The 19,080-nt window shown below is 73.2% G+C and carries 18 protein-coding genes; 10 read left to right on the plus strand and 8 right to left on the minus strand.

Features of this window, described 5'->3' with window-relative positions; all coding sequences use genetic code 11:
- The first annotated feature begins 11 nt into the window (after positions 1–11).
- The 4 genes from ACTMVF_RS12455 to ACTMVF_RS12470 are packed head-to-tail and all read left to right on the plus strand — an operon-like array spanning position 12 to position 4,874.
- Entirely contained in the window at positions 12–1,574 is a 1,563-nt protein-coding gene (locus ACTMVF_RS12455) for an ABC transporter substrate-binding protein (RefSeq protein WP_441271037.1), read from the plus strand.
- A 2-nt stretch (positions 1,575–1,576) separates the two neighbouring features.
- Positions 1,577–2,530 (plus strand): ABC transporter permease, encoded by a 954-nt coding sequence (locus tag ACTMVF_RS12460; RefSeq protein WP_441271348.1) that lies wholly within the window; start codon positions 1,577–1,579, stop codon positions 2,528–2,530.
- A complete protein-coding gene (locus ACTMVF_RS12465; protein ID WP_441271038.1) occupies positions 2,527–3,318 on the plus strand; it encodes an ABC transporter permease in 792 nt (263 codons plus the stop codon). Before ACTMVF_RS12460 ends, ACTMVF_RS12465 begins: the two co-directional genes overlap by 4 nt.
- Positions 3,315–4,874: an ABC transporter ATP-binding protein gene (locus ACTMVF_RS12470; protein ID WP_441271039.1), complete on the plus strand. Its 1,560-nt coding sequence runs from the start codon at positions 3,315–3,317 to the stop codon at positions 4,872–4,874. Before ACTMVF_RS12465 ends, ACTMVF_RS12470 begins: the two co-directional genes overlap by 4 nt.
- Before the next feature lie 86 nt (positions 4,875–4,960).
- Here ACTMVF_RS12470 and ACTMVF_RS12475 read toward each other — a convergent pair whose 3' ends face one another.
- A complete protein-coding gene (locus tag ACTMVF_RS12475) occupies positions 4,961–5,668 on the minus strand; it encodes a DUF2470 domain-containing protein (RefSeq protein ID WP_441271040.1) in 708 nt (235 codons plus the stop codon).
- Between the two features lie 69 nt (positions 5,669–5,737).
- Entirely contained in the window at positions 5,738–7,054 is a 1,317-nt protein-coding gene (locus ACTMVF_RS12480; RefSeq protein WP_441271041.1) for a hypothetical protein, read from the minus strand.
- Between the two features lie 113 nt (positions 7,055–7,167).
- Here ACTMVF_RS12480 and ACTMVF_RS12485 point away from each other — a divergent pair, with 113 nt between their 5' ends.
- Positions 7,168–8,412 carry a molybdopterin-dependent oxidoreductase gene (locus ACTMVF_RS12485; RefSeq protein ID WP_441271042.1) on the plus strand — a complete coding sequence of 415 codons (1,245 nt, stop codon included), beginning with the start codon at positions 7,168–7,170 and terminating at the stop codon, positions 8,410–8,412.
- 316 nt (positions 8,413–8,728) lie between these two features.
- On the opposite strand, the gene ACTMVF_RS12490 is transcribed toward ACTMVF_RS12485, so the two are convergent.
- The 3 genes from ACTMVF_RS12490 to ACTMVF_RS12500 are packed head-to-tail and all read right to left on the minus strand — an operon-like array spanning position 8,729 to position 10,880.
- Entirely contained in the window at positions 8,729–9,550 is an 822-nt protein-coding gene (locus tag ACTMVF_RS12490; RefSeq protein WP_441271043.1) for a methyltransferase domain-containing protein, read from the minus strand.
- Positions 9,547–10,158: a TIGR04282 family arsenosugar biosynthesis glycosyltransferase gene (locus ACTMVF_RS12495; RefSeq protein WP_441271044.1), complete on the minus strand. Its 612-nt coding sequence runs from the start codon at positions 10,156–10,158 to the stop codon at positions 9,547–9,549. Before ACTMVF_RS12495 ends, ACTMVF_RS12490 begins: the two co-directional genes overlap by 4 nt.
- Entirely contained in the window at positions 10,155–10,880 is a 726-nt protein-coding gene (locus tag ACTMVF_RS12500) for a glycosyltransferase family 2 protein (protein ID WP_441271045.1), read from the minus strand. The genes ACTMVF_RS12495 and ACTMVF_RS12500 overlap by 4 nt, the downstream gene beginning before the upstream one ends.
- Before the next feature lie 158 nt (positions 10,881–11,038).
- On the opposite strand from ACTMVF_RS12500, the gene ACTMVF_RS12505 reads away from it, so the two are divergent.
- Positions 11,039–11,776: a response regulator transcription factor gene (locus tag ACTMVF_RS12505; protein WP_441271046.1), complete on the plus strand. Its 738-nt coding sequence runs from the start codon at positions 11,039–11,041 to the stop codon at positions 11,774–11,776.
- A 2-nt stretch (positions 11,777–11,778) separates the two neighbouring features.
- Positions 11,779–12,891 (plus strand): sensor histidine kinase, encoded by a 1,113-nt coding sequence (locus ACTMVF_RS12510; RefSeq protein ID WP_441271047.1) that lies wholly within the window; start codon positions 11,779–11,781, stop codon positions 12,889–12,891.
- A gap of 30 nt (positions 12,892–12,921) precedes the next feature.
- On the opposite strand, the gene ACTMVF_RS12515 is transcribed toward ACTMVF_RS12510, so the two are convergent.
- The 3 genes from ACTMVF_RS12515 to ACTMVF_RS12525 are packed head-to-tail and all read right to left on the minus strand — an operon-like array spanning position 12,922 to position 16,122.
- A complete protein-coding gene (locus ACTMVF_RS12515; RefSeq protein WP_441271048.1) occupies positions 12,922–13,929 on the minus strand; it encodes an NAD-dependent epimerase/dehydratase family protein in 1,008 nt (335 codons plus the stop codon).
- Between the two features lie 52 nt (positions 13,930–13,981).
- Positions 13,982–15,436 carry a sensor histidine kinase gene (locus ACTMVF_RS12520; protein ID WP_441271049.1) on the minus strand — a complete coding sequence of 485 codons (1,455 nt, stop codon included), beginning with the start codon at positions 15,434–15,436 and terminating at the stop codon, positions 13,982–13,984.
- Positions 15,433–16,122, minus strand: a complete 690-nt coding sequence (locus ACTMVF_RS12525) for a response regulator transcription factor (RefSeq protein ID WP_441271050.1) — start codon at positions 16,120–16,122, stop codon at positions 15,433–15,435. Before ACTMVF_RS12525 ends, ACTMVF_RS12520 begins: the two co-directional genes overlap by 4 nt.
- Positions 16,123–16,273: 151 nt before the next feature.
- On the opposite strand from ACTMVF_RS12525, the gene ACTMVF_RS12530 reads away from it, so the two are divergent.
- Genes ACTMVF_RS12530 through ACTMVF_RS12540 form a run of 3 tightly spaced genes read left to right on the plus strand, consistent with a single transcriptional unit; the run spans position 16,274 to position 19,074 of the window.
- Complete coding sequence (locus ACTMVF_RS12530) at positions 16,274–17,611, plus strand: ferredoxin reductase family protein (protein WP_441271051.1); 1,338 nt, start codon at positions 16,274–16,276, stop codon at positions 17,609–17,611.
- A gap of 18 nt (positions 17,612–17,629) precedes the next feature.
- Entirely contained in the window at positions 17,630–18,331 is a 702-nt protein-coding gene (locus ACTMVF_RS12535) for an FMN-binding protein (RefSeq protein ID WP_441271052.1), read from the plus strand.
- A gap of 2 nt (positions 18,332–18,333) precedes the next feature.
- Complete coding sequence (locus tag ACTMVF_RS12540; RefSeq protein ID WP_441271053.1) at positions 18,334–19,074, plus strand: FAD:protein FMN transferase; 741 nt, start codon at positions 18,334–18,336, stop codon at positions 19,072–19,074.
- The last annotated feature ends 6 nt before the right edge of the window (positions 19,075–19,080 follow it).

Here is a 19,080-nt window from a genome sequence, read left to right on the forward strand (position 1 = left end):
AAGGGACAGTCATGAACGAACGCTTCCCCGGCCTGCGCCGCCGCGGCTTCCTCGCCGCCACCTCGGGCGCCGCCGCCCTCGCCCTCGTCGGCTGCGGCAGCGGCACGGACGACAAGGCGGACAGCGCGTCCGGCACCCCCAAGCGCGGCGGCCGGCTGCGCGCCGCCTTCGCCGGCGGCGGCGCGAGCGAGACCCTCGATCCGCATCTGGCGAACCTCTTCGCCGACGTCGCCCGCGCCAAGGCGCTCTTCGACAAGCTCGCCGACTACGGAGCCGACCTCTCCGCCCAGCCCCGCCTCGCCGAGAAGTGGGAGTCCAACAAGGCGCTGGACCGCTGGCAGGTGACGCTGCGTCAGGCCACCTTCCACGACGGGAAGCCGGTCACCGCCAAGGACGTCCTCTACAGCTACCGCCGTATCGCCGACCCCAAGCAGGCGTTCCGGGCCAAGGCGTCCCTGGAACCCCTCGACCTCGACGCCAGCCGCGCCACCGGCGAGCGGAGCATCGAGTTCGTGCTGAAGCGGCCGACCGCCGAATTCCCCAACATCCTGGCCGCGTTCGGCGCGTACATCGTCCCCGAGAACGCCACCGAGTTCGACAAGAAGCCCATCGGCTCCGGCCCCTTCCGCTTCGTGTCGTTCGCCCCCGGCCGCTCCGCCGTCTTCCGCCGCTACGACGACCACTGGGACGGCGCCCCGCTCCTCGACGAGATCGAGTTCGTCGTCGCCAACGAGGAGTCCGCCCGCGTCAACGCCCTCCTCGGCGGCCAGGTCGAGTACGCGCACGAGCTCAACCCGACCACGGCACGGGCCCACGAGAGCGGGGGCCAGATCGAGATCGTGCGGCTGCGCAACAGCGCCATGCAGGCCTTCTGCATGAAGACCGACCGGGCCCCCTTCGACGACAAGCGGGTCCGCGAGGCCTTCTTCCTCATCGCCGATCGGCAGGAACTCGTCGACGGCGCCCTCTCCGGCGCGGGCGAGGTCGGCAACGATCTGTTCGGCAAGGGCTACGAGTACTACGCCGCCGACCTGCCCCAGCGCGAGCAGGACCTCGACAAGGCGCGTGCCCTGCTGAAGCAGGCCGGTGCCGAGAAGCTCAAGGTCACCCTGGACACGTCGGCCGTCGCCGCCGGGTTCACCGAGGCGGCCGGCATCTTCCGCGACCAGGCCGCCAAGGCGGGCGTCACGATCGACGTCAAGATGGGCAGCAAGGACTCCTACTGGAGCGACATCCTCGACGGCGGCACCCTGTGCTGCTACCGCTCCGGCGCCATGCCGATCGAGGCCCACATCTCCCAGCGCCTGCTCACCGACTCCACCACCAACGCCACCAAGTGGCAGCACAAGGACTTCGACGCCCTCTACCAGCAGGCCCAGTCCACCCGCGACAAGACCGAACGGGCCGCCGTCTACGAGCGCATGCAGCGCCGCCTGTACGCCGAGGGCGGCTTCCTCATCTGGGGCTTCGCCGACTGGATCATCGGAACGGCCCGCACGGTGAAGGGGGTTGAGACCAAGGCACCCGCCAACACCCTCGACTGGGCCCGCTTCGACAAGGTCTGGCTCGCGTGAGAGTGAGCCCCATGCGCTCGTTCACGGCCCGGCGGCTGTGCCTCGGTGTCGCGCAGACCATGGCCGTCGTGCTGCTGGTCTTCGCGCTCACCGAGGCGCTGCCCGGCGACGCCGCCGTGGCCCTCGCGGGCGACCAGCCGGACCCCGCGCGCATCGCCGCGATCCGCGAGGCGATGGACCTGGACCGGCCGGCGTACGAGCGGCTGGCCGACTGGGCGGTGGGCCTGCTGCACGGTGACTTCGGCACCTCCCTGGCCTCCGGCCGCCCGGTCACCCAGTACATCGCCGACGGTTTCGGACCGACCCTGCTGCTGGCCACGCTCACGCTGGCGCTCCTCGTCCCCCTCGGCTTCGGCCTCGGCGTGCTCGCCGCCCGTCACGAGGGAGGCCTCGCCGACCGGCTGGTCAGCTCGGTGACGCTGGCCGTGTACGCCGTCCCCGAGTTCGCCCTCGGGGTGCTGCTGGTGACGGTCCTCGCCCTGAAGCTGGCCTGGCTGCCGCCGACCGCGGTCGGCTACGGCACCGATCTGCTCTCCCATCCGGCGGCGCTGGTCCTGCCGGTGCTGGTCCTGCTGTCCCGCCCGGTCTGCTCCCTGTCCCGCCTGGTGCGGGCCGGCATGGTCGACGCCCTCGCCTCCCCCTACGCGGCCCACGCCCGCCGCTACGGCGTCCCCGGCGCCCGGGTCCGCTACACCCACGCCCTGCCGAACGCCCTCGCCCCGGCCGCGCAGCAACTCGCCCGTACCGTCGACTGGTTGCTGTGCGGGGTGATCGTGGTCGAGGCCCTCTTCGTGATCCCGGGCCTGGGCACGGTCCTCCTCAACGCCGTGGCCGAACGTGACGTACCCGTGGTGCAGGGGCTGGCCGTGGTGTTCGGCGTGCTGACGGTCGTACTCAACCTCGGGGCCGATCTGGTCGCCCACCGGCTCACTCCCCGAGCGGGGGTGGCCGCATGACGCGTCGCCGTTTCGCGCTCGGCGCCGCCGTCGTCGCCGTGCCTCTCGCCCTCGCCCTCCTCGGACCGCTGTTCACCGGTGACCCCGGACCCCGGGCGACGTCCTTCACCCTCGGCGGCGACCACTGGCTCGGCACCGACTTCGTGGGCCGCGACGTCTGGCAGCAAGTCCTCCTGGGCGGCCGTACGGTCGTCCTCACCGCCCTGGCCGCGACCGCGCTCGCCTACCTCGTCGCCGTCCCGGTCGCGCTCATCAGCGCGCTGACCCGCCTGCGGTGGCTGGAGGAGCTGCTGATGCGGCCGTTGGATGTGCTGCTCGCCGTACCGTCGCTGCTGCTGATCCTGCTCGTGGCCTCCGTGCTGTCGCCGGGCGCCGCCGGGCTCGCGCTGCTGGTGGCGCTGGTGAACGTGCCCGACGCGGCCCGGATCGTGCGGGCGGCGGCGGGGGAGGCCGCCGCCCGCCCCGCCGTCGAGGCGCTGCGCATGCAGGGCGAGAGCTGGTGGCGGATCGCCGTCGGCTACGTCGGACGGTCGGCGCTGCGCACCCTCGCCGCCGACGCCGGTATCCGGCTGACCGGCGTGCTGTACCTGGTGTCGACGGCCGCGTTCCTGGGCGTCGGTGTCGCGCCGGACGCCGCCGACTGGGCGGTCATGGTGGACCGCAACCGCACCGGCCTGTTCGTGCAGCCCTGGGCCGTGGTGGTGCCCGCGCTGTTGATCGTGGCGCTGACGATGGGCACCAACCTGCTCTTCGACGCCGCGCTGGAGAAGAAGGGACGACGTTCGTGAGCGGGGCAACGGACGAGGCCGTCGCCGAGATCCGCGGCCTGCGCGTGGAGATCGACGGTCGTGCGATCGTGGACGGAGTGGACCTGCGGGTGCTGCCGGGCAAGGTGACCGCGCTGGTGGGTGCGTCCGGCAGCGGAAAGACCACCACCGGCCTGGCGCTGCTGGGGGAGTACCCGCCGGGCGCCCGGGTCACGGGCGAGGTGAGCCCGCCCGCCGACCGTCTGGTGGGCTATGTGCCCCAGCATCCGGCGGCCGTCCTCAACCCGGCTCGCCGCGTCAGTGCCCTCCTCGACGACATCGCCCGCCCCCAGGTCCGCCACCTGCCCCGCGCCGAACGCCGTACGGCGGCCCGCGAGCTGGTCCTGCGCGCGCTGTCCGACGCCCAACTCCCGGACGGCGAGGTCCTGTTGCGTCGCCATCCCCACCAGCTCTCCGGCGGTCAGCAGCAACGCGTCGTCCTCGCCCAGGCCCTGCTGCTCGGGGCCCGCGTCATCGTCGCCGACGAACCGACCACCGGCCAGGACGCGTTGACCAAGAGCCGTATCGTCGAGCAGTTGGCGGCCGTGGCGGCACGCGGCATCGCGGTCGTGCTGCTCAGTCACGACCTGGACGTGGTACGCGCCCTCGCCGACGAGGTCCTCGTCATGCGCGCGGGCCGGGTCGTCGAGTCGGGCCCGGTGGAGCGGCTGTGGTCGGCGCCCCGGCACGAGTGGACGCGCCGACTCCTCGACGAACAGCGCGCGGTACCGCAGGGCACGGAGAGTGCGAGCTCGGGCCAACCGGTCCTCGAAGTACGGGACCTGACCGCCGTACACGATCGCCGGACCACCGTCCTGCGCGTTGCGCGTCTCGCTCTCCGCCCCGGCGAGTGCCTGGCCGTGGTCGGCCGCTCCGGTAGCGGGAAGACCACGCTCGCCCGCTGCCTCGCGGGCCTGCACCGTGACCACGACGGTGAGATCCTGCTCGACGGCACACCGCTCCCGCGCAGCCTGCGCCACCGTAACCGCGACCGACTGGCCGCCGTGCAGTACGTCTTCCAGGACGCCCGCGCCGCCTTCGACGAGCACCGGCCCGTGCTGCAGCAGGTGGCCCGTACGGCGGTACGTCTGCGCGGCACCGGTGAACGGGCGGCCACGGACGAGGCGTCGGCCACTCTCGATCGCCTGGGCCTGGCAGCGGACCTGACCCGCCGCCCCGGCGAACTCTCCGGCGGCGAACTCCAGCGCGCCGCCCTCGCCCGGGCCCTGCTCGCCCGCCCCCGGGTGCTGATCTGCGACGAGGTCACCTCCGGTCTGGACACGGTCACCCGGCGCGGCATCCTCGACGTCCTCGCGGGGCTGGTGGGCGAGGGCGACGACCTGTCCCTCGTGCTCATCACCCACGACCTGGACACGGCACGTCTGGCCCACCGCATCGCCGTACTGGAAGCGGGCGAACTGGTCGAACAGGGGGCGGCGCGGCGGATCCTGACGCAACCCCGGCATCCGTTCACGATCTCGCTCATGGAGACGACGCAGCGCCTGGAGACGGGGACCGGGGCGGGGATCAGCGGATGAGCCGACCTCCGGGCGCCTTCGCGGAGGAGACGGGAAGGCCTCCGCGAGTGGCCCGGAGGCCGGCGGCTCGTGGTCGTGCGCCTCGCCTACGGCGTGGTCGGCAGGCGCCGGCGGCGCGGACGGGCGGTGGCCTCGGCGAGCAGGGCGTGGATCCCCCGCACCGCGGCTCCCGGGTGGGTGGCCGGGGCGGCGAAGGGCAGGCGGGTGTCGTGGTGGGAGTCCGCTGTCTCCACGCGCAGCACCAGGCCGTGGCGGTCGAGGCGCAGCGGCCGTACGGCGGTTGCGCCGAGTTGCTCCCGGGTCGACAGCAGGCGGGCGAGCGGGGTGACGGTTTCGGCGTGGGCCGCGTCCAGCCGGGCCAGCATCTCCGCCTCGTGGGTGGCCAACGGGTCGGGGGAGGCGAGGCTCAGCTCGTCGAGGCCGACGACGGTCGTCCCGTCGTCCTCGGTGAGCACGGCCCGGGTCGGGTGGAACACCAGGGTCTTCGGGCCGAGGGCGCTGAGCCGGCCGCCCAGCGTCAGCCGGGCGCGCACCCGCTCGCGTACGGCGACGGGGGCGATGTCGGTGAACTCCACGAGGGCGGTCAGCTCGCCGTGCGGTGCCACGGTCAACTCGGCGGCCAGGTGGCCGTCCGGCGGGTTGTGCAGGAGCAGCCGTGCGGCGGCGTCGACGGTGTGCAGGCCGATCAGTTCGATGCGATGGCCGTGCGTGGTGACGGTCAGCGAGCCGGCCGCCGCCAGCACCGAGCGTGCGCGCTCGGCGGGCGTCGGCTCGGGGCGGGTGGCAGCAGACATGGGAACCTTTCGATCCTGCGAGGTCGACTTAGGTAAGCCTAACCTACGTTGACGTGTTCTGTGGTCACGTCACCAACCCGTCCACAGCAGGTGATTGACGAGCAGCGCGAGCACCGCCTGCGCCACGAGCCAGCCCCGCGCCCCCGTCAGCAAGGCGCACGCGGGCAGCAGCCACAGCGCGAACGGCAGCCAGATCCGCTCCGTCTCCGCCTTGCTCATCCCGGACAGGTCGGCGACCAGCACCGCGACCAGCGCGCCGCACACGAGGAGTGCCAGCCGGACCTGGGTTCCTTCCGTACGCCGGATCAGCGCCGCGCCTGCCCGCCGCAGCCCCGCCGCCGTCGCCGGACCCACGACGACCACCGTGCACGCCAAGTTGGCCCACACCCAGTAGCCGTACGGCCGCAGACCACCGACGCCCTGGTAGTAGCGGGTGACCAGCAGGCGGTACGCCTCCCACCAGTGGAAGCCCGCGATCGTGAAGGCGACGGGGGCGACCAGGAATCCGGCCAGCAGGAAGGGCAGGGGGCGGACGCGGCGTGTGCCCAACAGCAGGACGACGGCCGCGATCGCGGCGAAGAGGGTCAGGCCGTAGGAGAGGTAGGCCGTCCAGCCGAAGAGGAGGCCCGAGGCCAGACCCGTCCACCCCGGCCGGTGACCCGTCACCGCCAGCGCCAGGAACGCGACCGCCCACGCGGCGACCGCCGCGAAGTACCCGTCGGCCGAGGTGCCCACCCAGACCGCGGCCGGGACGAGGACGAGGAAGGGTGCGGCGCGGCGGGCGAGCCGTTCGTCGGCCAGAGCGCGTACGGCGACGAGGACCGCGACCGCCGCCGTCGTCCCCACGGTGATGCACCAGGCTCCCGCCCAGCCGCCACCGCCCAGGCCGATCCGGTCGAGGAGGACGAAGGTGAGGGTGGCGCCCGGGGGATGCCCGGCGACATGGGCGGGCCAGTGGTCCGGCGACTGGAGCAGGATGTGGTCGGAGAAGCCCCGCAGGGTGGCGGGGATGTCCTGGAAGCGGTCGACGGCCCGGAGGTACTCGTGCGCGGTCGTCAGCTGCTCCGCGACGCCCCGGTGCCAGCCGTCGACCAGGGCGAGCGACCAGGTCCAGGCCATGCCGGTGACCCAGGTGGCCAGGAGCAGGACCTGCCAGCGCAGTCGGGCCGCCACCGCGGGGCCGTACGCAACGACCGCCGCCGCGACGGCGAGCGCGGCCGGGGTGCCGGGACCGGCATGGGGACCCCAGTCGGCCAACAGCGGCGGCCAGTTGACCCGGAGTGTGCCGTCCCGGTGCTGGATCACGGTGCCGACGACGGCGGCGGTCACGACGAGGAGCGCGGCGGCCGCTGCGGCGGACAGGTCAGGGCGGAGGTCGCGGTTCACGCCAGAACGCTAGGACGGACACCTTCCTCCGGACGGCTGACAGGCGCGGACGTCAGAGATTCGTCATGGTTCGCGCACGCTTTCCCGGGGTGGACCGGACGTACCGTCGGGGCATGGCACGGACTCCCTCCTCCCCTCTGTCTCCTTTCTCTCCCGCCTTCTGGCGCAGTCCGCTGCGCGGCCCCTGGCTGACCTCGGTGCTCGGTGTCGTACTGCTCGGCGGCATCACGGTGCTGTTCGTGACGGGACTGGTGTCCTACGCCGCCTACAACCCGAACCTGGCGCCGGTGAACGACAAGACCCCGGACAAGGGGATCCTGGGCTTCTACCTCTTCTCCTGGCCGACCGACCCGCACTGGCTGTACCGGCTCAACCAGGGCGTCCACGTCACGCTCGGCATCACGCTGATCCCCGTGCTCCTGGCCAAGCTGTGGTCGGTCGTACCGAAGCTCTTCACGCTGCCGCCGGCGCGGTCGCTCGCGCACGCCCTGGAGCGGATCTCGCTGCTGCTCCTGGTCGGGGGCGCCCTGTTCGAGTTCGTGACGGGCGTGCTCAACGTCCAGCTGGACTACGTCTTCCCCGGCTCCTTCTACACCCTGCACTTCTACGGGGCGTGGGTCTTCTTCGCCGCGTTCGTCGTGCACGCGGTGCTGAAGACACCCATGGCGCTGCGGAACCTGCGTCGACTGAACGAAGAAGACAGCGAGTTGACCTCTCCGGCTCCCGCCGAGCCGACCGTCTCCCGGCGCGGTGCGCTGTGGTTCGTCGGTGGCGGCTCGCTGCTGCTCTTCGGCACGACCGTCGGGCAGAACTTCGACGGGGTCCTGCGCCGGACCGCCCTCCTCGCCCCGCACGGCGGCGCCGAACCGGGCAGCGGGCCGGGCGGTTTCCAGATCAACAAGACGGCCGCGTACGCGGGGATCCGCGCCGCCGACACGAACGAGGAGGCCTGGCGGCTCGTCGTCGAGGGGCGCAACGGCCGGACCGTCCGCCTCGGCCGGGCCGACCTGCTCGACCTTCCGTTGCACAGCGCGGCGTTGCCCATCGCCTGCGTGGAGGGCTGGTCGACCTCCGACCAGTGGTGGCGCGGGGTGCGGCTGCGGGACCTCGCGGCGCTCGCCGGCCACGACGGCGACCCACCCGACGTCCTCGTGGAGTCGCTCCAACGGCGCGGCGCCTTCCGGCGGGCCGCCCTGCGCGCCAACCAGGTCGCCGATCCCCGTTCCCTGCTCGCCCTGTTCGTCAACGGCGAGGACCTGACCCCCGACCACGGCTACCCGGCGCGGATCATCGTGCCCGCCGCGCCCGGTGTGCTGAACACCAAGTGGGTGGCGCGGATGACGTTCGGAGACCTGTGATGCGACGACTGCGGCCCGCTCTGGGCAGCCCTCTCCAACTCCTCCTGCTCGTCAGCTCGTTCGCGCTCACCGGATATGCGGGGGTGCGGCTGCTGGAGCGGGACTGGTTCGAGGTCGCGCTGTGGTTCGTGGCGGCGGCGGTCCTCCACGACCTCGTGTTGCTGCCGCTGTACGGGGCGGCGGACCAGGTGCTGCTACGAGGGTTCCAGGCGGCCGGACACCGACGGTGGGCGGCGTACGTCCGCGTCCCCGCCGCGCTGTCCCTGCTGCTCCTGCTGGTCTGGTTCCCGCTGATCAGCGGCCGGGTCGCGGACCGCTACGCCTCCGGCACCGGCCTGTCCGCCGACGGCTTCCCGGCCCGTTGGCTGCTGATCACCGCCGTGCTCTTCGGCGGCTCCGCGGTGCTGCTCGTGCTGCGGCGGCGACGGCTGCGCAGGGCGGCGAAGGAACGCCCGCCGGCCGTCCACTGATCGACGGCACGCCAGCCGGCGCGCTCCGCATGCCGCAGCAGGGCGGGCGTGCCGAGCCGGGCCCACGGGAAGGCGGTGCCGGTGGCGCCCCGGGCGTCGGTGACGCGGACCCGGACCCGTTCGTCGAGGTCCATCTCCGGCACGGTCTCGGCGACCAACAGGCCGCCCGGGGCGAGGAGTTGTGCCATCCGGTCGAGCAGGGCGGCCGGGTCTCCGCCGATGCCGACGTTGCCGTCGACGAGGAGGGCGGTGCCCCAGCGGCCCTCGCCCGGGAGCGGGTCGAAGACGGAGCGGCGCAACGCCGGGCCCCCGAGCCGTACGGTGCGGGAGACGGCGGCCTCGCTGACGTCGATGCCGAGCACGCGGCGCCCCTGCCGGGCCAACGCCGCCACCAGCCTCCCCGGCCCGCACCCCACGTCCAGCACCGCACCCTCACAGCGCCGCAGCACCTCCAGATCCGCCGCGTCGGCGTCCGCGCACCACCGCTCCACTTCGAGCGGCAGCAGCCAGCCGTCGGGGCGGCGCAGGAAGAGGGGGCCCCGGCCGGTGCGGAGGGCGTGCGAGTACGGGTCGGCGGACCAGGGAGCGTTGTCCACCGGACTGCCGAGCGCGCCGGGGCTCGCCTGGCGTGTGATGCGCCCCGCGGTCATGTCCCGTGCGCCGCTCATCGGTCCGCCGCCGGGGCGAGGCGCGCCAGCGTCGTCGCGAACCGGCTGCCCGGCGCCGCCTCGGCGACCAGATCGGCGTCGTACGCCGTGTCGACGTCCCGTATGCACGGCAGGTCGCGCACCCGCAGGTCCGCGAGGCGGGCGCGCTGTACGGCGCCGGTCCGCGGCGTCGACATCGGTACGCCCCGCAGCCGCGCCGGGTCCGGTGCGGCCAGGCCCAGTGCCCAGAAGCCGCCGTCCTCGGCGGGGCCGAAGTACGCCTCGCAGTCGGCCCAGTCCACCGTCAGCAGCTCCGGCGTCACCTGTGGGGTGTCCATGCCGATGAGCAGCGTCGGGCCGTCGCAGCCCGCGAAGGCGGCGGCCAGCCGTTCGTCGAGACCGCCCGCGCACTGCCGTACGACCTCGAAGCCGGGCGGCAGCCAGGGGCCCGGCGCCCCGTCCAGGACCAGCACCCGGCGCCGGGCGGGCGTGCGCGCCACGGCGTCCAGCGTGTCCGCCAGGGCCGCCTCGGCGAGCACGGCCGCCTCCTCGGGCGTGAAGGGCGGCGTCAGCCTGGTCTTCACCCGGCCCGGCCGGGGCTCCTTGGCGATGACGAGGAGCGTGGTCACGGGCGGGTTCCCTTCTGTACGGGGGCGGGCTCTGCGTGCGCGGCCGGCTCGGCGCCGGCCCCGGCACGCCCTCCGTCGTCCTCCGCCAGCACCCGGCTCATGTCCCGCACCGCCTGCCATGTCCCCCGCCAGGTCCCCGTCACCTTCGACGCACCCGTACGCGGCAGGTACGGCACGTCGTACTCGGTGATCCGCCAGCCCGCGTCGGCGGCGCGGACGACCATCTGGAGCGGGTAGCCGCTGCGCCGGTCCGTCAGTTCGAGGGAGAGCAACCGCTCGCGGCGGGCGGCGCGCAGGGGTCCCAGGTCGTGCAGGCGCAGGCCGGTGCGGCGGCGGAGCAGGCGGGTGAGCGCGAGGTTGCCGACGCGGGCGTGCGGCGGCCAGGCCCCGCGGGCCCGGGGGCGGCGCCGCCCCAGGACGAGGTCGGCCTCGCCCGCCGCGATCCGCCGTACGAGGGGCACCAGGTCGCCCGGGTCGAGGGAGGCGTCGCAGTCGCAGAAGCAGACGATGTCGGCCGTGGCGGCGGTCAGCCCGGCGTGGCAGGCGGCGCCGAAACCGCGGCGCTCCTCGTGCACGACGGTCGCGCCGAGCTCGCGGGCGACGCGGGCCGAGCCGTCGGTGGAGCCGTTGTCCACGACCAGGGCCCGCCAGCCGGGCGGGATGCGCTCCAGGACCCAGGGCAGCGCCTCGGCCTCGTCGAGACAGGGGAGCACGACGTCCACGGACGCCGGATGAGGGCCACTCGCTCGTGGTGATGAAGTCGTCACGGCTTTCACCCTACGAGCGCAAAAGGTGCATATCGGACTACTGCTCCTTACGAAACACGGACGTCGGAGCCGGCCCGGCTCCGCCCGCGCGCATCGGGTGCGACGCTGGCGGCATGGAGCAGCAACAACCGAACGCGCAGGCCGGGGCCAGGGTTCTCGTGGTCGACGACGACCCCACCGTCGCCGAGATCGTCTCCGGATACCTCGACCGCGCCGGCTACGTCGTGGACCGCGCCGGCGACGGCCCCGACGCCCTCGCCCGGGCCGCCGCGCACTGGCCCGACCTCGTCGTCCTCGACCTGATGCTGCCGGGCATGGACGGCCTGGAGGTGTGCCGCCGGATGCGCGGCCAGGGGCCCGTGCCGGTCATCATGCTCACCGCACGCGGCGACGAGGACGACCGCATCCTCGGCCTGGAGGTCGGCGCCGACGACTACGTCACCAAGCCCTTCAGCCCCCGCGAACTCGTCCTGCGCGTCGAGTCCGTGCTCCGCCGCACCCGGCCCGCCGAGGCGTCCGTGGCCTTGCGCGCCGCGGGCCTCTCGGTCGACCCGGCGGCCCGCCGCGCCGTCAAGGACGGCAGCGAACTCGCCCTCACCATCCGCGAGTTCGACCTCCTCGCCTTCTTCCTGCGCCACCCCGGCCGGGTCTACAGCCGTGAGGACCTGATGCGCGAGGTGTGGGGCTGGGACTTCGGAGACCTGTCGACCGTCACCGTCCACGTCCGCCGCCTGCGCGGCAAGGTGGAGGACGATCCGGCCAGGCCCCGGCTCATCCAGACCGTGTGGGGCGTCGGCTACCGCTTCGACGCGACCGGCACCACCGAATCCTCTCCCGACGGGGAGGCGTGACCGTGCGCGACACCCTGCTCATCGCCCTCTTCGCCTTCCTCGGCGCCGCCGCGGCCGGCCTGCTCGGCGCCTGCGTACTCCTGCTGATCCGGCGCCGCTCGCTCATCGCCCACCTCGCCGTGGTCGCCGGCGTCGGTATCACCGCCATGCTGGCCGGCACGCTCGCCGTCGCGCAGGCGATGTTCCTGTCCCCGCACGACCTGAGCGTCGTCACGACCGTCGTCGCCATGGCCGCCGTGGTCTCCCTGGCCACCGCCCTGCTGCTCGGCCGCTGGGTCGCCGCCCGCAGCCACGCCCTCACGCTCGCCGCCCGCTCCTTCGGCGACGGCGGCGACTTCACCTCGCCCGACGGCCCCGCCACCGCCGAACTCGCCGCGCTGAGCCGCGAGCTGGAGGCGACCAGCGCGAAACTCGCCGAGTCCCGCGAGCGCGAGCGGGCCCTGGAGTCCTCCCGGCGCGAACTCGTCGCCTGGATCTCCCACGACCTGCGCACCCCGCTGGCCGGCCTGCGCGCGATGGCGGAGGCCCTGGAGGACGGGGTGGCCGCCGACCCCGACCGCTACCTCAAGCAGATCCGTATGGAGGTCGAGCGCCTCAACGGCATGGTGGGCGACCTCTTCGAGCTGTCCCGTATCCACGCCGGCGCCCTGACGCTCTCGCTCGCCCGGATGTCCCTGTACGACCTCGTCGGCGACGCCCTCTCGGGCGCGGACGCGCTGGCCCGCGAACACGGGGTCCGGCTCGTCGGCAAGCGGGTCGAACCGGTGCCGGTGCGGGTGGACGGCAAGGAGATGAGCCGCGTCCTGGGCAACCTGCTGGTCAACGCCATCCGGCGCACCCCGGCCGACGGCACGGTCGCCGTCGCCGCCGAGCGCGTCCCCGAGGGCGTGGTGCTGTCCGTCACCGACAGCTGCGGCGGGATCCCCGAGGAGGACCTGCCCCGCGTCTTCGACACCGGCTGGCGCGGCACCCACGCCCGCACACCCCCGGCCGGCGCGGGGCTCGGCCTCGCCATCGTGCGGGGCATCGTGGAGGCGCACGACGGTCGGGCCACGGTACGCAACGTCCCCGGCGGCTGCCGCTTCGAGGTGGTGCTGCCCGCTGCCGCTTCCTGAAGGCGGGCAGCACCACCGGTCCGAGTGAGGCTACGCCCCCCGCATCCCGGCTGCCGCGAACTCCCGCATCCCCTGCGCGAACCCCACCTCGGCCTGCCAGCCCAGCTCCGCCCGCAGCCGCGAGGAGTCCGCCGTGATGTGCCGGACATCGCCCAGCCGGTACTCCCCGGTCACCACCGGTTCGGGCCCGCCGTACGCCGCCGCGAGCGCCCGGGCCATCTCGCCGACGGTGTGCGGGTCGCCGCTGCCGGTGTTGTACGCCGTGAGCGCGCCCTGCGGAAGCACCGAACTCGCCTCCAGCGCGGCCACGTTGGCGGCGGTCACGTCCCGTACATGGACGAAGTCCCGGCGCTGGCGGCCGTCCTCGAACACCCGCGGCGCCTCACCCCGTGCGAGCGCCGAGCGGAAGAAGGAGGCGACCCCGGCGTAGGGGGTGTCGCGGGGCATGCCCGGGCCGTAGACGTTGTGGTAGCGCAGCGACACCGCCGTACCGCCCGTCGCGCGCGCCCACGCCGCCGCCAGGTGTTCCTGGGCGAGCTTCGTCGTCGCGTACACGTTGCGCGGATCGACCGGGGCGTCCTCCGCGACCAGGCCGGGCGCGAGGTCGGCGCCGCACACCGGGCAGGGCGGCTCGAAGCGCCCCGCGTCCAGGTCGGCGACGGCACGCGGGCCCGGGCGTACGACCCCGTGCCGTGCGCACGCGTACCGCCCCTCCCCGTACACCACCATCGACCCCGCCAGCACCAGCCGCCGCACATCCGCGTCGGCCATGGCGGTGAGCAGTACGGCCGTGCCGAGGTCGTTGCGGGAGACGTACTCCGCGGCATCCGAGAACCCGGCGCCGAGGCCGACCATCGCGGCCTGGTGGCACACCGCGTCGACGCCGGTCAGGGCGGCGCGGACGGTGTACGGGTTCCGTACGTCCGCTTCCGGGTCGGCGCGGACGTCGTACACCACGGGCTCGTGCCCGTGCTCGGTGAGCGCCTCGACGACATGGGACCCGATGAACCCGGCACCGCCGGTGACCAGTACACGCATGCGCTCACGCTAGGGGCGCGACGGGCGTCTCGGCCGGTCGGCGCCGGTCATGTCACGGGTCCGTAAGACGTCCGGGCGTAAGCGGGATCGTCACCGTGAACACCGTCGCCCCCGGCTCGCTGGTCAGGTCGATCCGGCCGCCGTGCGCGCGCACCAGTGACTGCGCGACCGCCAGACCCAGCCCGCTGCCTCCCCGGTCACGGCTGCGGGCCTTGTCGACCCGGTAGAAGCGGTCGAAGACGCGTTCCCGGTCGGCGGGCGGGATGCCGGGGCCGGCGTCGGCGATCCGGACCTGCGCCGAGCCGTTCGCCATCGACACCGCCACGGAGACCTGCGTGCCGGGCGGGGTGTGCATCGCCGCGTTGGTGAGCAGGTTGTCCAGGACCTGGCGGACGCGCTGGGGGTCCAGGCGGAGCTTCAGGGAACCGGGGCCGGGCGCCACCGCCAGCGGGTGGTCGGCGTGGGTGACCCGGAACGCGTCCGCCGCATGCTCGACCAGCTCCACCAGGTCCGCCTCCTGCGGGCGCAGTGGCGTCTCGACCTCAGCGGCGTCCAGGCGGGCGAGCAGCAGCAGGTCGTCGAGGAGGAAGCCCATGCGGGCGGCCTCCGCGCGCAGCCGGGCCAGGTGCCTGTCCCGTTCCTCGGGGGCGTTGGCGGCCGCGTACTGGAAGAGGTCGGCATAGCCCCGCACCGACATCAGCGGCGTGCGCAGCTCGTGCGAGGCGTCCGCCACGAAGCGCCGCAGGCGCTGCTCCGCCTCCGCCCGCACCGCGAGGGAGTCGTCGATGTGCTCCAGCATCGTGTTGAACGCGGTGCGCAGTTCCTCGACCTCGGGCCCGCCACTGCGCCCGTCGTGCCGCACCGGCAGCCGTGCCGAGTCCGTCAGGTCGTGCGAGGTGATGCCGCGGGCGGTGTGCGCCATGTCGCTCAGCGGCTTCAGGCCCCGCCGCAGCATCCCCCGCCCCAGGACGACCAGGGCCAGCAGCGCCAGCCCGAAGGTGACCACCTGGATGGTGATCAGCTGGCCCACGGTGTCCTCGATGTCCTCCATGGGCGCGGCGCTGACCAGCACCACCCCGGGCTCGACCTCACAGGCGCGCAGCCGGTACTCGCCCTCGCCCCGCAGGTGCTCGGTGCGCAGCAGCTCCGTGTGAGCGGCGGTCTGCGCCCGGGCGAGGGAGGTGAAGTCGTCGACATCCTTCGGCACGTCGGCGGGATCCTCGGGCTTGCGCAGCTCCGGAGTGCCGTCCGCCACGTCGTACACGGCGTAGAACCAGCTGTAGTACTTCTTGCCCGACAGCGTGCCGTAGTCCGCGATGCTCTTGGACTGGGCGATCTGCCCCTGCGCCAGCTGCGTGTCCAACTGGGCCGACAGGTAGTCCCGCATGTACGTCGTCAGGGCCGTGCCGACGACGCCGAACACCACCAGGGACAGCACGCCGAGGCCCAGTGCCAGCCGGGTCCCGAGCCGCATCCTGCGGTACGCCCGCCGCAGCCGCCCGATCACTCGGCTGCCTGCCGGATCACGTACCCGAAGCCCCGCACGGTGTGGATCAGCGGCGTGCCGGTGTCGTCGAGCTTGCGGCGCAGCCGGCTGACGACCAGCTCGACGACGTTCGAGCGGCCGCCGAAGCCGTACTCCCACACATGATCGAGGATCTGCGCCTTGGTCAGCACGGTCGGTGACTTGCGCATCAGATAGCGCAGCACCTCGTACTCGGTCGGCGTGAGCGTGAGCAGCTTGTCGCCGCGGCGCACCTCGCGGGTGTCCTCGTCCATCATCAGGTCCGCCACCCGAAGGACGGAACGCTGGAAGCCGGGTCCCGCGCTGCGCCGCAGCACGGTCCGCAGCCGGGCCATCAGCTCCTCCACCGCGAACGGTTTGACCAGGTAGTCGTCGCCGCCCCGGGTCAGCCCGGCCACCCGGTCGGCGACCCCGTCGCGGGCGGTGAGGAACACCACGGGCACCATCGTCCCGGCGCCGCGCAGCCGGTCCAGGACGCCGAAGCCGTCCAGGTCGGGCAGCATCAGGTCCAGCACCACGATGTCCGGGTGGAACTCGGCGGCCAGCCGCAGCGCCTCCTCACCGGAGTTCGCGGTGACCGCCTGCCAGCCCTCGTAGCGGGCGACCGTCGCGACGAGGTCGGCGATGGGCGGGTCGTCGTCCACGACCAGAAGGCGTACTTTTTCCACCCGTTCATAGTGCGGCACCCGGCGGCGATTCCCGGGGGCGGGGTGGGACCGCGACCACATCGATAACCAGTTGAAAGAAGTACGACAGCTTTTGGACAGCACCCGCCGGACAAGCTCGATATCCACAGACGAGATCAAGGAGCTGTCGCCCGTGACGACCGTCCAATCGCCCCCTGCGCCCCCCACGGCGATACGCCCCAGGGTGGTCGCCCGCACGGGCCTGTACGCCCTGCTGGCCGCGAACGTGGCCGTGGTGCTCTACTTCTTCTTCGCCGCAGGGTTCGCCTCGAACACGCTCATCGTGCTCGGCCGGCTGACCGGTCTGCTCGGCGCCCTGCTCATGGCGTTCCAGTTGCTGCTGGTGGCCCGGCTGCCCTGGCTCGACCGCCGGATCGGCATGGACCGGCTGACGTCCTGGCACCGCTGGAACGGCTTCAGCGTGCTGTGGGCCCTCCTCGCGCACGCCGTGTTCATCACCTTCGGCTACGCCGAGTCGTCCTCCCTGGACCCGGTGAACCAGCTGATCGACCTCGCCGAGACGGTCGAGGGCGTGCTGCGCGCCGTCGTCGCGCTGGGCATCATCATCGTGATCGGCGTGGTGTCGGCCCGGTTCGCGCGCCGCAGGCTGGCGTACGAGACGTGGCACTTCATCCACCTGTACACCTACGTCGCCGTCGTCCTGGCGTTCACGCACCAGGTCGCGGTCGGTACGTCCTTCACCTCGTCCTCCGCCGCCACGACGTACTGGTACGCGGTGTGGGGCGTCGCCCTCGCCTCGGTGTTCGTGGGCCGGCTGGTCCTGCCGCTGTGGCGGAACTGGCGCCACCAACTGCGCGTCTCCGCGGTCGTCGCCGAGTCCGACAACGTGGTCTCCGTCTACGTCACCGGTCGCGACCTGGACAAGCTCCCGGCCCGCGCCGGCCAGTTCTTCCTGTGGCGCTTCCTGACCAAGGACCGCTGGTGGCAGGCCAACCCGTTCTCCCTGTCCGCCGCCCCCGACGGCCGCACGCTGCGCCTGACCGCCAAGGCGGCCGGCGACGGCTCGGCGGGCCTCAGGCACCTCAAGGTCGGCACGCGTGTCTTCGCCGAGGGCCCCTACGGCGCCTTCACCACGATGCACCGCACCCGGCCGGAGGCCGTCCTCATCGCGGGCGGCGTCGGCGTCACCCCCATCCGGGCGCTGCTGGAGGAGCTGCACGGCCACGCGGTCGTGATCTACCGGGTCGCCACGGACCGGGACGCGGTCCTGTACGGCGAGCTGGTCGAGCTCGCCCACGCCAAGGGCGCCGAGCTGCACTTGGTGACCGGCCCGCCCGTCCCCGACAAGCTGGCCCCCGCCGAGCTGACGCGACTGGTTCCGGACATCACCGACCGGGACGTCTTCCTGTGCGGCCCGCCGCCCATGATGAACGCGGTGATCGGCAGCCTGCGCGAGCTGGGCGTGCCCAAGCAGCAGGTCCACTTCGAGCGTTTCAGCCTGGCCGGCTGAGAAGGACGGGAAAGACACGTGAAGCGAGCAATACCTGTCCTGGTCCTGAGCGTCGCGGGCCTGGTCCCGGTCTGGCTCTACGAGCCGTCCCTCGGCACCGCCTCCACGGAAGCCTCGACGCCCTCGGTGTCGTCCTCCGCCGCGTCGGGTTCGGGCTCCGGCGGCACGGTCGTCAAGGGCTCGACCCTGCAGACCGAAAAGGGCCCCGTGCAGGTCCAGGTGACCTTCCAGGGCACCAGGATCACGGCCGTGAGGATGCTCCAGCAGCCGAACCATCCGCAGACCACGGCGGCGGTGCCGAAGCTGATCGCGGAGACGTTGGAGGCGCAGAGCGCGGACATCGACACGGTGTCCGGCGCCACGATCACCAGCGGCGGCTACAAGGAGTCGCTGCAGGCCGCCATCGACGCGAACGCGGAGTCGGCGTCCTCGTCCTCCGCCTCGCCCTCGGCGGCCGCCGCCTCGCAGACGGTCGACGGCCCGACCCTGCAGACCGTCAAGGGCCCCGTGCAGGTCCAGGTGACCTTCGAGGGCGAGAAGATCACGGCTGTGAAGATGCTCCAGCAGCCGAATCACCCGCAGACGACGGCGGCGGTGCCGAAGCTGATCGCGGAGACGTTGGAGGCGCAGAGCGCGGACATCGACACGGTGTCCGGCGCCACGATCACCAGCGGCGGCTACATGGAGTCCCTCCAGGCCGCGATCGACGCGAAGGGCTGATCATGCACCGAGTCGAACACGTCATGGGGTTCCCGGTCTCGCTGCGGGTCGACGACGAGCACGTCGCCGAGGAGGCGGCCGACGCCGTGTTCGCCTGGCTGCGCGAGGTCGACGCCCGGTTCAGCCCGTTCAAGACCGACAGTGAGGTGTGCCGCCTGGACCGGGACGAGATCGCGCGGAGTGACGTCAGCGCGGACCTCGACGAGGTGCTGGCGCTGTGCGAGGAGTACCGGCTCGCCACCGGCGGCGCCTTCGACGTACGGCTGCCGGGGCGCGGTCTCGACCCGTGCGCGGTGGTGAAGGGCTGGTCCGTGCAGCGGGCCGCCGAGCTGCTGAAGGCGGCGGGAGCGCGGCGCTTCGTCCTCAACGCCGGTGGTGACGTGGTCGCCTCCGGCGGGCCCTGGCGGGTGGGGGTACGCCACCCCGAGCAGGCCGACAAGGTGTGCACGGTGGCCGAACTCACCGACGGGGCGATCGCGACGTCCGCCCGCTACGAGCGCGGCGACCACATCATCGACGGCCGCACCGGACGTCCGGCGACGGGGCTGCTGTCCCTCACCGTCGCCGCGTCCTCCCTGACCGTGGCGGACACGGTGGCCACGGCGGCCTTCGCCATGGGCGCGGACGGCGTCGAGTGGGCCGCCTCGCGGGAGGGCTGCGAGGTGTTCGCGGTGGACGCCGAGCGGCGGGTCTTCCGCACCGAGGGCTTTCCGGTGGCTCGGGCGGAGGCACGGGCGGCGTAAAACGGC

Source organism: Streptomyces sp. SD31 (genome assembly GCF_052068475.1).
Lineage (GTDB): Bacteria > Actinomycetota > Actinomycetes > Streptomycetales > Streptomycetaceae > Streptomyces.